We start from the raw sequence: 16,034 nt of genomic DNA, 5'->3' as shown, positions 1-16,034 counted from the left end.
TTAATTTGTTGGATATAAAATACTTAAATGTTGTTGGAATAATTCTCGGCTTTTTAATGGCTTACTACCTAAATAAGGCTTTAATGCCAAGCGAGTAAAACGTTTTGCTGCTTGTAATGTTTCTTTTTCGGTAAAAGTTAACTGGGCAAAAGCACGTAAATCACGACCATAAAATGTCAAATTATCTTTTAACAAAGAAGCGATAAACCCTTTCTCCTCACGATATTGATACATCATATTATCAATAACGGCTTCGCCACTACCTGCACAATGTTCAAAATCAACGCCATAGCCCAATGACTTGAGTAAAACAAACTCAAATCGGCGTAAAATGGCTTCCACTTGATCACCGTGTGTTGCTAATCCAGTTAAACAGCGTAAATATTCTTCGAATAACTCCGGATAGGCAGTTTCATGTTCTAACGTTCTTGCCACTAATTCATTCACATAAAAACCGCTATATAATGCAACGGTCTTCATTGGGAGGGTGACTGATATCGCTTCTGCTTTGGTTAATACTTTTAATTGACCACGTCCGCTCCAACGTAGTAATAACGGCGTAAATGGTTGTAGTAAACTTTTTAAGGGGGAACGTTTTGAGCGAGCACCTTTTGCCAATAAAGTAATACAGCCGTAGTTTTCTGTAAAAACATCAACTAATAAACTCGTTTCACTGTATTCTCGGCGATGTAATACAAACCCTCGTTGCCAATTGTCGATAATACACCTCCGTTGAAACTACCCAAAAATGATGGATTATTTTAACAAACAATCATAATTCTCTACTAATTCTTCTTCATTATTCTTAGCAAAAATTGATAAGATAATGCCCTAGTCATTCAAACGGTGAAAATAAATAAAATGAAGCAATATAATAAATTACGCATTGAGTGGGATTGTCGGCGTGGGATGTTGGAATTAGATAAGATGATTATGCCTTTTTATAAAAATGTTTTTGATCAACTATCTGATCAACAAAAAGATATTTTTATTGAATTACTTACCTATACTGATCCTCAGTTATTCCGTTGGCTAATGAATCAAGAAAAAGCCCCAACTCAACCATTACAAGAGATGGTGGACTTGATAAAACAAAAACTTCCTACATTTTAACAGACAAATTTTTATTAAAAATTTTTGAACTTTTATCAAAAATCGAACTCTAACGCTTCGATGCACTGCTTGCTGTAACAACAAGGAAGCTGTTAGATTAAATAGATGAATGGAGATTTCACTTACATGAGTGAAGAACTAACAGATCAAATTTTAGTTGAAAAAGCACAGCAAGGTGATAAAAAAGCGTTTAATTTGTTGGTCGCTCGTTATCAAAACAAAGTCGCTGGATTGTTAACACGCTATGTATCAGCAAATGATATTCCTGATGTTGTTCAAGAAACCTTTATTAAAGTCTATCGATCTTTAGAATCGTTTCGTGGAGAAAGCGCTTTTTATACTTGGGTTTATCGCATTGCAGTAAATACCGCTAAAAATTATCTGATGACACAAGGAAGACGTCCTCCAACAGAAGATCTTTTAGCGGAAGATGCGGAAAGTTACGAAATAGGCTCAAGATTACGTAATATTGATACACCTGAAAATTTAACTCTATCAGATGAACTGAAAGATATGGTTTTTAAAACTATCGAATCACTCCCTGATGAATTAAAAACAGCCATTACATTACGTGAACTTGAAGGCATGAGTTACGAAGAGATTGCCGAAATAATGGATTGTCCTGTGGGTACTGTGCGTTCTAGAATCTTCAGAGCACGAGAATTCATTGAAAACCAATTAGCACCGTTGATAAAACATTAGGATTTGATGAAGGGGCGGAAAATTATGCAACACAAAGAACAACTTTCAGCTTATATGGATGGTGAGGAAGTCAGACGTGACTTCGTTGAAGATCTTTGCCAAGACCAAGAATTGCAAAAAACATGGACAACTTTGCATATTGCTCGTGCAGTAATGCGTAATGAAAGTTCTGTTATCCTTGATGCCTCATTTACTGAGAAAATGGCAAAACTTATTGAAGATGAACAAACTATTCAATTACAAGAACAACCAGCTCCAGAAACCGTTGTTCCACCAAAAGTTTCCTTTTTCTCTAAAACTAAAAAATACTTTGCGCCAATCTTACAAACCGCGGTGGCTGCGAGCGTTTGCTTAATCGCTGTGTTTAGCATTCAAACATTAAATAAAGATAAAAATAGTGATGTCACTATTTCTCCAGCGTTACAAACCTTACCTTTTACTCAATCAGTTCAAGAAGTTAGCTATAATGTTTCACATAAGAACGTACCAAGCAAAGAGCAACTTGAACAACAGAATAAAAAGTTAAATGAAATTCTTCAAAATTATCAATTACAACGCCGTTTATATTCAGATTCAAAAACAGAATAATTGTATTCCGCCAGATAAAAACATCACCACCTTTTTGGTGGTGATGTCATTTTTGTAATACAATTTCATCTTAATCAAGATGATTGTAGCAAATAGCCATAGGTTCAATATGTTCCAAAAATTCTCTAATATTATTAGCTTGCTGTTAATTAGTGCTTTTTCTTTCAATGTTTCTGCAGACACAAATCCTGTAGAACAGCCGATGACAAGTTTAGTACATATGCAAAATGCCTTTCAGCAACAAAACTATTCGATGGCATTTACCTATGGTGAAGAGAGTGGTAACTATGCACTTAATTATCGTCATGTATTTGATCAACAAGACCATTATGCACAATTACTCTATTTAGATGGTCCTAGAACTGAAATTTGGCAAAAAGGAAATACTATCAGCTATTTCTCTGCTAACTATGCTCCTTTTAGTATTCGCAGTAACAATATTATTGATTCTCTCCCTAATATTGTTTACAGCGATTTTCAGCAACTCTCGCAATATTATGACTTTATTCCATTTGGAAAGGATCGTGTTGCTAACCGAATTGCTAATGTCATCAAACTAATGCCTAAAGATGAATTCCGTTACTCTTATGCTATTTGGATTGATGAACAAACTTATCTTCCTTTACGAGGTGAAGTTCTCGATCGCAATGGTAATACAATTTCTCAATTTAAGGTAATCACCTTAGACACTTTAACTAATCCGCAAGCTCTTATTGCTGCGGCAAAACAGTTAAGACAACCGCCCGTTGTGTCAATTTATAGCCCTAATACTACCGATTACAAATGGCAACCATCATGGCTACCAAAAGGATTCAAGTTAGTCAAATTTAACTCTGATGGTTTATCACCTTCCATTGAAACTCAACTTTATAGCGATGGACTTTTCACCTTTTCATTATATTTATTAGAACAAAATGATATGCCAATTAATGAGGCGTGGCGGCAAGGTATAGATACACTGTATGCTGAAGTGGTAAATGGAAAAACAATTGTGTTGGTTGGACAAATACCTCTTACTACAGCCCGTCGTATTGTACAAGATGTTAAATTTGCAGGAGGTACACAATGATTACTGAAAAAGCTGTTGTCATTGATTATCAAGCTGGAGTTGTCACTGTCGAATGTCAAGCTAATCAAGGATGTGGAGGTTGTGCAGCAAAAGCAAGTTGTGGCACTGCTGCACTTACAGAATTAACAGGAAAATCAACACGATATCAATTCACCTTTCCTTGTTCACGACCAATGCGCATTGGCGAAACGGTAGAAATTGGTTTGCCGGAACAATCTTTACTTAGATTAGCTTTTATTGCTTACACTATCCCACTATGTGTATTAATCATCAGTGTTTTACTGGGAAGCTATTGGTTCTCTCAAGAATGGCAAAATATTTTATTTACTCTACTCACAACGACTATGGCTTTCCTCGGCGTAAAATTGATTAATCACCGCCTACAAAAACAACAGAAATATCAACCACATCTCATTGAGCGGATTCTATAATCCGCTCTGTTTTTCATACCAAATTTTATTAATATAAAACAAAATCCTACCGGAAGGCGTTTCCACATTGACTTCATCATCAACCGCTTTCCCAATTAAAGCTCTTGCCACTGGAGAATCAATTGAGATCCAATTTTTTGCTGGATCAAATTCATCACAGCCCACAATGCGATATTGTTTTACTTCACCCTCTTCTGTTTCCAGCTCAACCCAAGCACCAAAAAACACTTTTCCCTCTTGGCGAGGATGATAATCAACAATCTGTAATACTTCTAAACGCTTGGTTAAAAAACGTACCCTGCGATCAATTTCACGTAAACGACGTTTACCATAAATATATTCTGCATTTTCACTTCGATCGCCTAAAGCCGCTGCATCAGAAACTGCTTGCGTTACTTGTGGTCTTTCCACTTTCCATAAATATTTCAGCTCTTGATCCAAGCTATTCCAACCCGCTCTGGTAATATAATTTGATTTCGCCATAGATTATTGTTGATATTTAAATTTAAGAAGATCTCGACGCTCTTTTTTATTTGGCCGCCGTTCTGGATTTGGCATAGATAACGCATTAGCTTTTCTTGCCCAAGCAATTTGTTCTCTTTTCTTAATACTTTCTTCTGTTTCCTGATAAAGTTGTTGTGCCAGCGGTGCAGCTCTACGTTGGTTTGACAAAGCAAGAACTTCAACTTCTTTCTCATCGTTACCTTGTCTAAGTTTAATCATCGCTCCCACTTCAACCTCTTTACTTGGTTTAGTACGCTGTCCATTATAATGAACCTTACCTCCATCAACCATTTCTCGAGCTAAAGTGCGAGTCTTATAAAAACGTGCCGCCCATAACCACTTATCAAGGCGGCATACTGGAGATTGTTTAGTGATTTCTTTCGTATTCATTTGAATGGATATTCAATGTTTTTTGGATAATTTGTTGAATTTGTTCTAATAATGTATATCGTTTACGATACATTGAGCGTTTGTTACTAGGAATCATATTTAAATCTTTTTGCTCTATTCCTATTGGTAATTGCCAGTATTCTGATAGAACACCACCGCTTTCCATAAACATAGTATCATAGTTAACAAAATACCGTTTAGTCTTAATAAATCTAGATTTATTCTGATATTGTTGCGGAATACCTAGCAACTGTTTGTATCCTAGTGCTTTCGTTAATATCTTCATAATCTCAATCATTAAATAAGCGGGGCGTAGTCCATAGCACTGTTTAGTTAAATGTTTAACAATTTCTTTTGAGCCAGTACAATTTGGACCTTGTATAACAGCTATTAGTAATGCATGTTTAACTTTAGCAAATGTAAGTAAATAAATTAATTCTTTACTCTGTATATGATGTAATTCTAATGTCCAATATCCTTCCATTGGTTGATGTGTGGTTGATGTAAGAGATAACCTATATTCAGGTATAATTTCACCAAAATTAATATTTTTCTCCCATAGAGGAGGAAAATTTAACTCTTCAAGTTTTCTTGGTAGAAATGAAAGATTATCAACTATTAGTTCAAATCGTTCACTTGCACTAAAACGTTTATCTAGAAAGCGATAAACTAAGGGGTAGCTCCAGTCAGGTTTATTGGCTAATAATCTAGTCAATAGTAAGTTTTGATTTACTATATATTCAAATTTCTTAATCTGAGAATAATGTAGTAAAGAGCGTAATCGAAACCGTAACCTTTTTAAATAGTATGTTTTTTTACCTTTATTTGGATAAAGTTCATTTGCTTTTGGCCATTGATAATATTTGCTCATAAGAGTTTGTTCCCATAATTAACTCAAAATAATTATTTTATATCTTATAACATAATGGTTAATATTGATTTTTTGCTTAATGAATGAATTCGAATAATTGTAGCAATTATGGTATCGTTACTCTCGTTTTTTGTAAAACAAAGCACATCAATTATCACAACAAAAAAATCGTGCGGAGGTGAATTTTTTATGAAAAAACCTGAAATTTTATCTATTCAATTAGCAGCAAAATCCCGTCTTTTTGAAATTCAATCAGTTGATCTTCGTTTTTCTAATGGGGGATTGCGTACTTATGAACGCTTCAAACCGGCTAGCCGTAGTGCAGTGATGATTTTAGCCATAGATGACCAGCAAAATTTATTATTAACCTATGAATATGCCGTTGGTACCGAACAGTACGAATTAGGTTTCCCAAAAGGATTAATGGAAATTGGCGAAACACCAGAACAAAGTGCCAATAGAGAATTACAAGAAGAAATTGGCTTTGCAGCTAAACAATTCACCCTATTGAGAACGCTAATCAGCTCCCCAGGTTATATGAATAACCCAATGCATATTCTATTAGCTGAATCACTTTATCCTAGTCGTTTAGAGGGAGATGAACCTGAGGCGCTGCAATTAGTTCGTTATCCATTAGACAAAATAGATGAGCTATTAGACGATCCTAAATTTAATGAAGCCCGGAATTTATCAGCACTATTCTTATTAAAAAAACATTTGGCACAGAGGTAATGAAATCAATATGCAATCACTCTCAACCTTGCTCGAACAAGCATTGAATATCGCTTATCAAGCTGGCGAACAGTTAAAAACGTTCTACCAACACAAAATAAATATTAAAATTAAAGCCGATCATACTCCTGTTACAGAGGCTGATCTGGCTGTCAGTCGCTATCTTGTACAAGCTCTACAGCAAATTGATCCCTCTATTCCTGTACTTTCTGAAGAGAATTGTGCAATTCCCTTAGCTGAACGCCAAAAATGGCAACGCTATTGGTTAATTGATCCCCTAGATGGCACCCAACAATTTATTGATCGCACAGATCAATTTTCTGTACTGATTGCACTTATCGAAGAGCAACACCCTATTATTGGCATCATCCATGCTCCTGTACTAAATCAGACGTTCTATGCAGTTAAAGGTCAAGGTGCTTTCTTCCGTCAAAATCAACAACTACAACCTTTAAATAGCCGCCATTCATTCGATCCGCAAAAACCAATTACGATTGCGATTGGTAAAAGTAATAATCAGCAGAAAGTTTTATCTGTATTAAATCCTAAATTTAATTATCAATTTATTACTTATGGTTCAAGTGGCTTGAAAAGTACATTAGTTGCACGCCAACAATGTGACTGCTATATTCGTTTAGGTGATACAGGCGAATGGGATACCGCTGCTGCACAGTTAATTTTACAGGAAAGTGGCGGTGATATTTTCACACTTTCACAACAACCGCTCACATATAATCAACGCGATACCTTTGTGAACCCACATTTTATTGTTGTGGGAGATCGGCACTGGGATTGGCGTCAAATTTTATTACAACAATAGTTATCATTACCTTAGATAAAACCGATTAGCCTTAATCGGATTTATCCGTAAGATGATAGCATTAACAAAGTTTAAAGTCGTTATAGGTAGGAATTCAAAGATATGCAAAAACCAGAAAATAATACTATCGTTATTTTTGGTGCATCAGGCGATCTTACACACCGTAAATTGATCCCCGCATTGTACCAACTTTTTGAAAATGAACAGCTTTCAGATGATTTTGCTATTTTAGGTGTAAGTCGTACTGAATATAGTGATAACGCATTTCGTGATAAATTACGCCAAAGCCTAATTGAAAATGAAAAAGTGAATGAAGGCATTTTAGAAGCCTTCTTGCAACATATTTATTATCAAGCGATTGATACCAAAAACGTTAATGATTATGAAAAAATCAAAAATCGCTTAGTTGAATTAAACTTTCATCATAATTGTCAGCATAACGTTCTGTATTATTTATCAACACCACCAAGTTTATATGGGGTTATTCCAGAATGTCTGGCAGCACATAATTTAAACGATGAATCTGAAGGTTGGAAACGTCTAATTGTTGAAAAACCATTTGGTTATGATTTGCAATCTTCCATTGATTTAGATGACAAAATCCATCAATCCTTTGCAGAACACCAAATCTATCGTATCGATCACTATTTAGGTAAAGAAACTGTACAAAATTTATTAGTATTACGTTTTTCTAATGGTCTATTTGAACCATTATGGAATCGAAACTATATTGATTATGTAGAAATCACCGGTGCTGAAGCCTTAGGTGTTGAAGAACGAGGCGGTTATTACGATGGTTCTGGTGCAATGCGTGATATGTTCCAAAACCATTTACTACAAGTTCTCGCTTTAGTGGCAATGGAAAGTCCAGCCGTTATCAATGCAAAATCAATGCGTGATGAAGTAGTGAAAGTATTACAAAGCTTACATCCATTAACCGCAGAATCCTTAGAAGAAAATCTCGTTTTAGGGCAATACACCCGTTCTAAAGTTCGTGGTGTAGAATTACCAGGCTATCGAGAAGAAAAAGGCGTCGATACTCAATCTCGTACCGAAACCTATGTCGCATTACGCTTAACGATTGATAACTGGCGTTGGAGTGGTGTGCCATTCTATGTGCGTAGTGGTAAACGGATGCCAACACGTGTTACCGAAATTGTTATCCACTTCAAGAAAACACCTCATCCAGTGTTTAATATGAATGCGCCAGAAAATAAATTAATTATCCGTATTCAACCAGATGAAGGTATTGTGATGAGTTTTGGTTTAAAACAACCAGGTTCTGGCTTTAAAGCAAAAGAAGTTGCAATGGATTTTCACTATGATTCTATTGCTGAAGGGCATTTATTCTCAGCTTATGAACGCCTATTACTCGATGCATTAAATGGCGATGCAACCCTGTTTACGCGTAGTGATGCGGTGCAAGCAGCATGGCAATTTGTACAACCAATTTTAGATTACAAAGCAGGCAATCCAAAAATTCATGGTTATGCGTGTGGAACTTGGGGACCTGATGCGGCAGATAAACTTATGAGTCGTAGCCAACGTGAATGGCGTTTCCCTTGTAAAAATCTTACTGATACCAATTACTGCGAGCTATAAATATGAATTACCAAATTTTTACCACTGCACAAGCAGCCGTAGAACATATTGCCGAAGAGTTTAAGCGTTATAGTCAATTAGGAACTGCAATCCATATTTCCTTATCAGGTGGCAGTACGCCTAAATTATTGTTCCAGACTTTATCAAAACCGCCTTATAACACAGCAATTCAATGGCAAAATTTACATTTTTGGTGGGGAGATGAACGTTGTGTGCCACCATCTGATCCAGAAAGTAATTATGGTGAGGTGCAACGTTTATTATTCGATCATATTGCGATTCCGAATGAAAATATCCATCGTATTTATGGTGAATTAACACCAGAGCAAGGATTAGTGCGTTTTGAACAAGATCTGCAAGCTATTGCAACAACACAAAATGGCTTACCTGTTTTTGATTGGGTTATTCTTGGTATGGGAACTGATGGGCATACTGCCTCTTTATTCCCACATCAAACCAATTTTGCTGATCCAAATCTAGCGCTGATTGCACAACATCCTGAAAGTGGGCAGTATCGTATTTCTAAAACAGCACGCTTAATTGAAAATGCAAAACGAGTTACCTATTTGGTAACTGGTGCTAGCAAAGCCAAAATTCTGAATCAGATTCAAACGACTGCCGCTGAAGATTTACCTTATCCTGCAGCGAAAATTAAATCTCAACAGGGCATTACAGAGTGGTATTTAGATAAAGAGGCAGCGGCTTTATTGTAAGCAATATGAGAGGTAACTAATGGAAAAACTTGATCTGTCAGTATTAGAAAATGCGTTTATCTCTCTTCACGATACAATTGAAAAGTTAGCTGATAAACAATGGTTTAATCAACAAGAAAGTATCGTGCAAGATACATTAATTGCAGGGGCAATTCAAAAATTTGAATTTGTCTATGAGTTAAGTATCAAAATGCTCAAACGACAATTAAAGCAAATAGTTGAAACACCTGAAGAAATTGATAGTAGCGACTTTAGAGATGTTTTGCGTTTGAGTGCAAAAGCAGGATTAATCACAAGTATGGATGATTGGTTGTTATATCGTAAAATGCGTAATATTACCTCGCATACTTATGATCACAATAAAGCTCAGCAAATCTATCATGATATTTCAGGATTTCTGCAATCTGCACAAACACTATTAACACAACTAAAACAACGAAATTAAAATGCTTGATATTCAACCGCAACATTTAGTTATTGTGCAGCAAATTTTGCAGACTTATTTGCCAAATTATGAAGTATGGGCTTTTGGTTCAAGGGTAAAAGGGACAGCGACTACATTTTCTGATTTAGATTTAGTGATAATAAGTGAGCAACCGCTTGATTTAAGAACACTCTGTCAAGTTGAAAATGCATTTTCAGAGAGTGATTTACCTTATACGGTAGATGTAGTGGATTGGGTCGCAACATCACAAAAATTTCAGCAAATTATTAAGCAAAAATATGTTGTTATACAAGCCAAAAGCTCTTAATTTATGGTGAAAAATATAAAACAAAAAATAGGGATGATTATTTTTATTCCCCTAATGATTATATTTATTCCGATTGTTGTATTTATTTTGGGGATATTATTACTTTTTTGTGTTATCTCTATTATTTTTTATATTGATGATTATATTACCACAACAAGATCTTTTGAAAATATTAATCAAAATAATCAGATAATCTTACAAAAGATATTATATGGCGAGAGTAACTTGGTTTTACAAACTCGGTTCCAAGAATGGGAAATGAAATATTGTTATAACCACTATTATCAAAAAGAACGATGGATAGATTTTGATAAAATTAAGGAAAATTACACTGAAATACCCTTTGAACAGATTCGTGATCAATATAAAAAACAATCTTATTTAGACGATTGTATCGACAATCATTATATTAATAAAATAGAGAGTACAGAATATTTTGTACCGCCATTTCATTATATTAATGACAAAAAATTATTAATTAGTGGCGCAATGAGCAATATTGAATTAGCCAGTTGGAAAGCCGACAATGCGAAAATTTTTATCAACCAATTAGATAATGATCAATTTAGAGCATTAGTCATTTATCCAGGCAGTAACATTATTAAAATGGTTACCTACTGTGAGAGAAATAATAATAGTATATGTTCTGGAGAGAAGAGTATCTCACAACCATAAACGCAATAACTTAAAAGACAGAAACAATGATTATTTATAGAACAGATACTCAACTCACAGCTCAACAATATATTGAATTATTAAAGCAAACAACGCTTGGTGCACGCAGACCAATTGATGATATTGATACAATATCCAAGATGTTACAACACGCCGATTTATTAATTACGGCTTGGCACGGTGAACATCTGGTAGGTGCAGCTCGTGCAGTGACAGATTTTGCCTATTGTTGCTATCTAAGTGATTTAGCGGTAAGTGAACAATGGCAAAAACAAGGCATTGGCAAACAATTAATTCAAACTTTAAAAGAGCAGCTTGATGCAGAATGTAAAATTATTTTACTCTCTGCACCGCAGGCAATAAATTATTATCCGCATATTGGTTTTACTCAACATCCAAGCGCATGGGTAAAATAAAGCGTTTCACAGCTATATAACAAATATAGTTAACTTAAATATTGGGAAAATACAGGAGCAAAATATGAGCCAAAAAGGCGATATTGGTGTTATCGGTTTAGCGGTAATGGGACAAAACCTCATTTTAAATATGAATGACCACGGGTTTAAAGTAGTTGCTTATAACCGTACAACTTCAAAAGTAGATGAATTTCTTCAAGGTGCGGCAAAAGGGACTAATATTATTGGTGCTTATTCATTACAAGATCTTGTCGATAAACTCGAAAAACCACGCAAAATTATGTTAATGGTACGTGCTGGAAACGTGGTTGATCAATTTATTGATAATCTTGTGCCTTATCTTGAAGCTGGCGATATTATTATTGATGGTGGAAATTCAAATTACCCGGATACAAACCGTCGCGTTGCGGCATTAAAAGAGAAAGGTATTCGCTTTATTGGTACTGGTGTATCTGGTGGTGAAGAAGGGGCAAGACGTGGCCCATCAATTATGCCAGGTGGTAATGAAGAAGCTTGGCCATATGTTAAACCAATCCTACAAGCTATTTCAGCTAAAACACCAGCAGGTGAGCCTTGCTGTGATTGGGTAGGTAAAGATGGTGCTGGTCATTTTGTTAAAATGGTACATAACGGGATTGAGTATGGTGATATGCAATTAATTTGTGAAGCATACCACTTCCTCAAAGAAGGTTTAGGGTTAAGTTACCCTGAAATGCAAGCGATCTTTAGTGAATGGAAAAACACTGAATTAAGCAGCTACTTAATTGATATTACTGCTGATATTCTTGCTTACCAAGATGAAGATGGTCAGCCATTAGTTGAAAAAATTCTTGATACCGCAGGTCAAAAAGGAACTGGTAAATGGACTGGAATTAATGCGTTAGATCTTGGTATTCCATTAACATTAATTAGTGAAGCTGTTTTTGCTCGTTGTGTTTCTTCATTTAAAGAACAACGCCTAGCAGCTGCAAAATTATTTGATAATACAATTCAACCAGTAAGTGGTGATAAGAAAGAATGGGTAGAAGCGGTACGTAAAGCATTACTTGCATCAAAAATTATCTCTTATGCGCAAGGCTTTATGTTAATTCGTGAAGCCTCAGAAAACTATCAATGGGATCTTAACTATGGTAATACAGCCCTCTTATGGCGTGAAGGTTGCATTATCCGCAGTGCATTCTTAGGTAATATTCGTGATGCTTATACAGCAAATCCAGATCTCGTATTCTTAGGTTCTGCCCCTTATTTCAATAGCATCTTAAAAGATTGTTTAACTGCATGGCGTAAAGTCGTTGCTAAAGCAGTAGAAATTGGGTTATCAATGCCTTGTATGGCATCTGCATTAACCTTCTTAGATGGTTATACTACAGCGCGTTTACCAGCAAACTTACTTCAAGCACAACGTGACTACTTCGGCGCACATACTTATGAACGTACCGACAAACCACGCGGTGAATTCTTCCACACTAACTGGACTGGCCATGGTGGTGATACCGCATCAACCACTTATGATGTATAAAATAATTACACATTTAAATTAATGTTACCTCATAGCTTAAAATAAGCTATGAGGTTTTTTATTACATAATAAATGTGAATTAGTTCACATTTATTATAAAAATAATTACATTTTGGGTTAAATATACTCTATCATCTAAGACGATCTTATTTATTATAGATCTTTCATGTTGTAATACTTTAATTTCATCGTAGTATCCAATTTTTATTAAAGGATAATTTTATGATTATAGTATTAGGGTTAAGAACATATAGCCATCATAGTAAATGGTTTAATTTAGACCATAGACTCCATCACTATTTCCCATAGTATTTCTATTCTTTTAAATATCAAATTTTATCTTTTTATTATTTTCTGGATTTTTTTTCCGAATTAATCCAAAGGCTTATATTTATTAGAAATAAAGGAATTCTTATGGAAAATTTTAAACATTTACCTGAACCATTTCGTATTCGTGTTATTGAACCAGTATCTCGTACCACAAAAGAATATCGTGAACAAGCTATCTTAAAAGCAGGTATGAATCCTTTCTTACTTGATAGTAAAGATATTTTTATAGATTTACTTACTGATAGTGGAACTGGGGCAATCACTCAAAATATGCAAGCTGCTATGCTACGAGGAGATGAAGCTTATAGCGGTAGCCGTAGTTATTATGCTCTTGCTGATGCTGTAAGAGAGATTTTTGGGTATCAATATACTATTCCTACTCATCAAGGACGTGGTGCAGAACAAATTTATATTCCTGTTCTAATTAAAAAGAGGGAGCAAGAGAAAGGCTTAGATAGAAATAAAATGGTTGCTTTTTCAAATTATTTCTTTGATACCACTCAAGGGCATACACAAATTAATGGCTGTAGTGTAAAAAATATTTATATTAAAGAAGCTTTTGACACAAGTTGCCGACATGATTTTAAGGGAAACTTTGACATTGATAAATTAGAAAGTGAAATTCAACGTGTAGGATCTAATAATGTTCCCTATATCGTTTGTACAATTACTTGTAACTCAGCTGGTGGACAACCTGTATCAATTCAGAATCTAAAAGAGATGTATGCTGTTGCTAAAAAATATGATATTCCTGTAGTTATGGACTCAGCTAGATTTGCAGAAAATGCTTATTTTATCAAGCAGCGAGAAGCGAAATATAAAACATGGAGCATTGAAGATATTGTTTATGAATGTTACAAATATGCAGATATATTAGCTATGTCTGCAAAAAAAGATGCTATGGTACCAATAGGAGGATTACTCTGTTTTAAAGATGAATCTTTATTTCAGATTTACACAGAATGTCGAACATTATGTGTTGTACAAGAAGGTTTTCCTACTTATGGAGGATTAGAGGGCGGGGCAATGGAACGTCTTGCAGTTGGGCTTAAAGAGGGCATGCGCGAAGATTGGCTAGCTTATCGTATTAATCAAGTAGCTTATTTAGTCGAAGGATTAGAGAAGATAGGGGTTGCTTGCCAACAGCCTGGTGGTCATGCGGCATTTGTTGATGCTGGTAAATTATTACCACATATTCCATCAGAACAATTTCCTGCTCAAGCATTAGCTTGTGAACTATATAAAATTGCTGGTATTCGTGCGGTTGAAATTGGTTCTTTCTTACTAGGTAGAGATCCTAAAACAGGTAAACAACTACCTTGTCCTGCGGAGTTATTGCGTTTAACTATTCCACGTGCAACTTATACTCAAACTCATATGGACTTTATTATTGAGGCATTCCAAAAGGTAAAAGATAATGCTAATAAGATAAAAGGATTAACTTTTACTTATGAGCCAAAGGTATTACGACATTTCACAGCTTTACTTAAAGAAGTTGAGTAACAAAAAATGCAGTCAATTATGACTGCATTTTTTATTAAATTTTCCTAATCAGAGGATAAAAATATGAAAAAACAACCTTCAATATTGGGCGGTGGTTGTATTATTGCCAGTGTATGTGTCGGAGCAGGTATGTTAGGGTTACCTACTGCTGGAGCAGGTGCTTGGACAGTTTGGACAAAAATCATTATTACTATGACAATGATAACAATGGTCTTATCTGGTTGGCTTCTATTAGAAGCTTATAAGAGTTATGATATTAGAGCTTCCTTTAATACAGTAACAAAAGATATTCTTGGTAAAAAAGTAAATCTTATTAACAATGTTGCAGTGTACTTTGTTGGTGGTATATTATTATATGCTTATACCACTTCTGCTGGTCTTATTATTCAAGAATTTACCGGACTAAATAACCGTATTGCATCTATTGTATTTGTTATCATTTTTAGTTCTATAGTTTGGCACTCAACACGTGCAGTTGATCGTATTTCTGTACTATTTATTGTTACAATGGTAGGAAGTTTTATTTTTGGTATCTCTGGGTTACTGAAAAATATTGAGCCTATTATTTTATTTGATTCTCTAAACCATACTAAAGATAATTCTTATTTTATCTATACTATGGCTTTATTTCCTGTTGCGTTAACATCGTTTGGGTATCATCACTCTGTATCGTCAATGCGCTCCTATTATGGAGAAGAAAAAAGAGCATCCTATGCTATTCTAGTAGGAGCTGTCATTGCATTATGTCTTTATCTTATCTGGATTATCAGCATTTTTGGTAATCTTCCAAGAGATCAATTTAGCCCCGTCTTAGCCGCCGATGGTAATATTGATATACTATTACAAACTTTAGGTAATGTTATTGATTCAGAAAAGACTAAATATGCTATCAATATTTTCTCTATAGCAGCTATTTTGTCATCTTTCGTTGGAGTGGGATTAGGGGTTTTTGACTTTTTAGCTGACTTTTTTCAGTTTAGTAATGATAAATTTGGTCGCAGTAAATCCTGGCTAGTTACTTTCCTCCCACCATTAATTTTATCTGTGATTTATCCTCTTGGCTTCCTTAAAGCTATTGGATATGCTGGTGCGATTGCAACAATTTGGACTTGTATTATTCCTGCATCACTTGCTTTTAAAGTAAGACAAAAATATCAAAAGACTGGCTTCATTACTCCAGGTGGTATGCCTGTTATTATCTTTATTATGGTCTTTGGTATATTAACAGCGCTATTTCATTGCCTAGCGATGTTTAATCTTTTGCCTGTATTAAAATAAAAAGATTTTAATAGGCAAAATAATTT

The 16,034-nt window shown here is 34.9% G+C and carries 21 protein-coding genes; 17 read left to right on the top strand and 4 right to left on the bottom strand.

From position 1 onward, the window contains the following. Positions 1 to 723: a DNA repair protein RecO gene (gene recO, locus QV06_RS08150; RefSeq protein WP_065237709.1), complete on the bottom strand. Its 723-nt coding sequence runs from the start codon at positions 721 to 723 to the stop codon at positions 1 to 3. 138 nt (positions 724 to 861) lie between these two features. Here recO and QV06_RS08145 point away from each other — a divergent pair, with 138 nt between their 5' ends. The 5 genes from QV06_RS08145 to QV06_RS08125 all read left to right on the top strand — a co-directional run bounded on the left by QV06_RS08145 (position 862) and on the right by QV06_RS08125 (position 3,903). After that, the gene (locus QV06_RS08145; RefSeq protein WP_065234431.1) at positions 862 to 1,113 is read left to right on the top strand and encodes a succinate dehydrogenase assembly factor 2; all 252 of its coding nucleotides are present in this window, start codon (positions 862 to 864) and stop codon (positions 1,111 to 1,113) included. A gap of 126 nt (positions 1,114 to 1,239) precedes the next feature. Beyond that, on the top strand, positions 1,240 to 1,815 hold the full coding sequence (gene rpoE / locus QV06_RS08140; protein WP_065237708.1) for an RNA polymerase sigma factor RpoE: 576 nt from the start codon (positions 1,240 to 1,242) through the stop codon (positions 1,813 to 1,815). 24 nt (positions 1,816 to 1,839) lie between these two features. Next, positions 1,840 to 2,403, top strand: coding sequence for a sigma-E factor negative regulatory protein (locus QV06_RS08135; RefSeq protein WP_065237707.1), 564 nt, complete (start codon positions 1,840 to 1,842; stop codon positions 2,401 to 2,403). A gap of 109 nt (positions 2,404 to 2,512) precedes the next feature. Further along, complete coding sequence (locus QV06_RS08130; protein WP_065237706.1) at positions 2,513 to 3,472, top strand: MucB/RseB C-terminal domain-containing protein; 960 nt, start codon at positions 2,513 to 2,515, stop codon at positions 3,470 to 3,472. Next, the gene (locus QV06_RS08125; RefSeq protein ID WP_065237705.1) at positions 3,469 to 3,903 is read left to right on the top strand and encodes a SoxR reducing system RseC family protein; all 435 of its coding nucleotides are present in this window, start codon (positions 3,469 to 3,471) and stop codon (positions 3,901 to 3,903) included. The genes QV06_RS08130 and QV06_RS08125 overlap by 4 nt, the downstream gene beginning before the upstream one ends. On the opposite strand, the gene greB is transcribed toward QV06_RS08125, so the two are convergent. From greB to QV06_RS08110, 3 genes are read right to left on the bottom strand one after another with little or no spacing between them, the layout of a single operon-like run. After that, positions 3,898 to 4,386: a transcription elongation factor GreB gene (gene greB, locus QV06_RS08120; protein ID WP_065237704.1), complete on the bottom strand. Its 489-nt coding sequence runs from the start codon at positions 4,384 to 4,386 to the stop codon at positions 3,898 to 3,900. The two genes, QV06_RS08125 and greB, sit on opposite strands and share 6 nt — an antisense overlap. A gap of 3 nt (positions 4,387 to 4,389) precedes the next feature. Further along, complete coding sequence (gene hslR / locus QV06_RS08115; protein ID WP_065237703.1) at positions 4,390 to 4,797, bottom strand: ribosome-associated heat shock protein Hsp15; 408 nt, start codon at positions 4,795 to 4,797, stop codon at positions 4,390 to 4,392. Beyond that, complete coding sequence (locus tag QV06_RS08110; protein ID WP_065237702.1) at positions 4,775 to 5,668, bottom strand: VirK/YbjX family protein; 894 nt, start codon at positions 5,666 to 5,668, stop codon at positions 4,775 to 4,777. Before QV06_RS08110 ends, hslR begins: the two co-directional genes overlap by 23 nt. Before the next feature lie 189 nt (positions 5,669 to 5,857). Between QV06_RS08110 and nudE the strand changes: the two genes are divergently transcribed. The 12 genes from nudE (at position 5,858) to QV06_RS08055 (ending at position 16,008) form a co-directional block, all read left to right on the top strand. Next, the gene (gene nudE / locus QV06_RS08105) at positions 5,858 to 6,400 is read left to right on the top strand and encodes an ADP compounds hydrolase NudE (protein WP_065237701.1); all 543 of its coding nucleotides are present in this window, start codon (positions 5,858 to 5,860) and stop codon (positions 6,398 to 6,400) included. A 10-nt stretch (positions 6,401 to 6,410) separates the two neighbouring features. Then, positions 6,411 to 7,220, top strand: a complete 810-nt coding sequence (gene cysQ, locus QV06_RS08100; RefSeq protein WP_065237700.1) for a 3'(2'),5'-bisphosphate nucleotidase CysQ — start codon at positions 6,411 to 6,413, stop codon at positions 7,218 to 7,220. Between the two features lie 102 nt (positions 7,221 to 7,322). Beyond that, positions 7,323 to 8,822, top strand: coding sequence for a glucose-6-phosphate dehydrogenase (zwf, locus tag QV06_RS08095; protein ID WP_065237699.1), 1,500 nt, complete (start codon positions 7,323 to 7,325; stop codon positions 8,820 to 8,822). A 2-nt stretch (positions 8,823 to 8,824) separates the two neighbouring features. Continuing rightward, entirely contained in the window at positions 8,825 to 9,535 is a 711-nt protein-coding gene (pgl, locus tag QV06_RS08090; protein WP_065237698.1) for a 6-phosphogluconolactonase, read from the top strand. A 19-nt stretch (positions 9,536 to 9,554) separates the two neighbouring features. Further along, complete coding sequence (locus QV06_RS08085; RefSeq protein ID WP_065237697.1) at positions 9,555 to 9,980, top strand: nucleotidyltransferase substrate binding protein; 426 nt, start codon at positions 9,555 to 9,557, stop codon at positions 9,978 to 9,980. 1 nt (position 9,981) lies between these two features. Further along, the gene (locus tag QV06_RS08080) at positions 9,982 to 10,287 is read left to right on the top strand and encodes a nucleotidyltransferase family protein (RefSeq protein ID WP_065237696.1); all 306 of its coding nucleotides are present in this window, start codon (positions 9,982 to 9,984) and stop codon (positions 10,285 to 10,287) included. 3 nt (positions 10,288 to 10,290) lie between these two features. Beyond that, the gene (locus tag QV06_RS08075) at positions 10,291 to 10,962 is read left to right on the top strand and encodes a hypothetical protein (RefSeq protein WP_065237695.1); all 672 of its coding nucleotides are present in this window, start codon (positions 10,291 to 10,293) and stop codon (positions 10,960 to 10,962) included. Positions 10,963 to 10,988: 26 nt separating this feature from the next. Next, a complete protein-coding gene (locus QV06_RS08070) occupies positions 10,989 to 11,378 on the top strand; it encodes a GNAT family N-acetyltransferase (protein WP_065237694.1) in 390 nt (129 codons plus the stop codon). A 64-nt stretch (positions 11,379 to 11,442) separates the two neighbouring features. Next, entirely contained in the window at positions 11,443 to 12,897 is a 1,455-nt protein-coding gene (gene gnd, locus QV06_RS08065; protein ID WP_065237693.1) for a decarboxylating NADP(+)-dependent phosphogluconate dehydrogenase, read from the top strand. A 222-nt stretch (positions 12,898 to 13,119) separates the two neighbouring features. Continuing rightward, positions 13,120 to 13,206, top strand: coding sequence for a tryptophanase leader peptide (gene tnaC, locus QV06_RS12210; RefSeq protein ID WP_082985072.1), 87 nt, complete (start codon positions 13,120 to 13,122; stop codon positions 13,204 to 13,206). Between the two features lie 105 nt (positions 13,207 to 13,311). Then, positions 13,312 to 14,730, top strand: coding sequence for a tryptophanase (tnaA, locus tag QV06_RS08060; protein WP_065237692.1), 1,419 nt, complete (start codon positions 13,312 to 13,314; stop codon positions 14,728 to 14,730). 63 nt (positions 14,731 to 14,793) lie between these two features. Then, a complete protein-coding gene (locus QV06_RS08055; protein ID WP_065237691.1) occupies positions 14,794 to 16,008 on the top strand; it encodes an aromatic amino acid transport family protein in 1,215 nt (404 codons plus the stop codon). Positions 16,009 to 16,034 lie beyond the last annotated feature (26 nt).

Origin of the sequence: Gallibacterium genomosp. 3, from assembly GCF_001678475.1 — a bacterium.
GTDB lineage: Bacteria > Pseudomonadota > Gammaproteobacteria > Enterobacterales > Pasteurellaceae > Gallibacterium > Gallibacterium faecale.
This window is presented reverse-complemented; position numbering and strand designations above follow the sequence as displayed.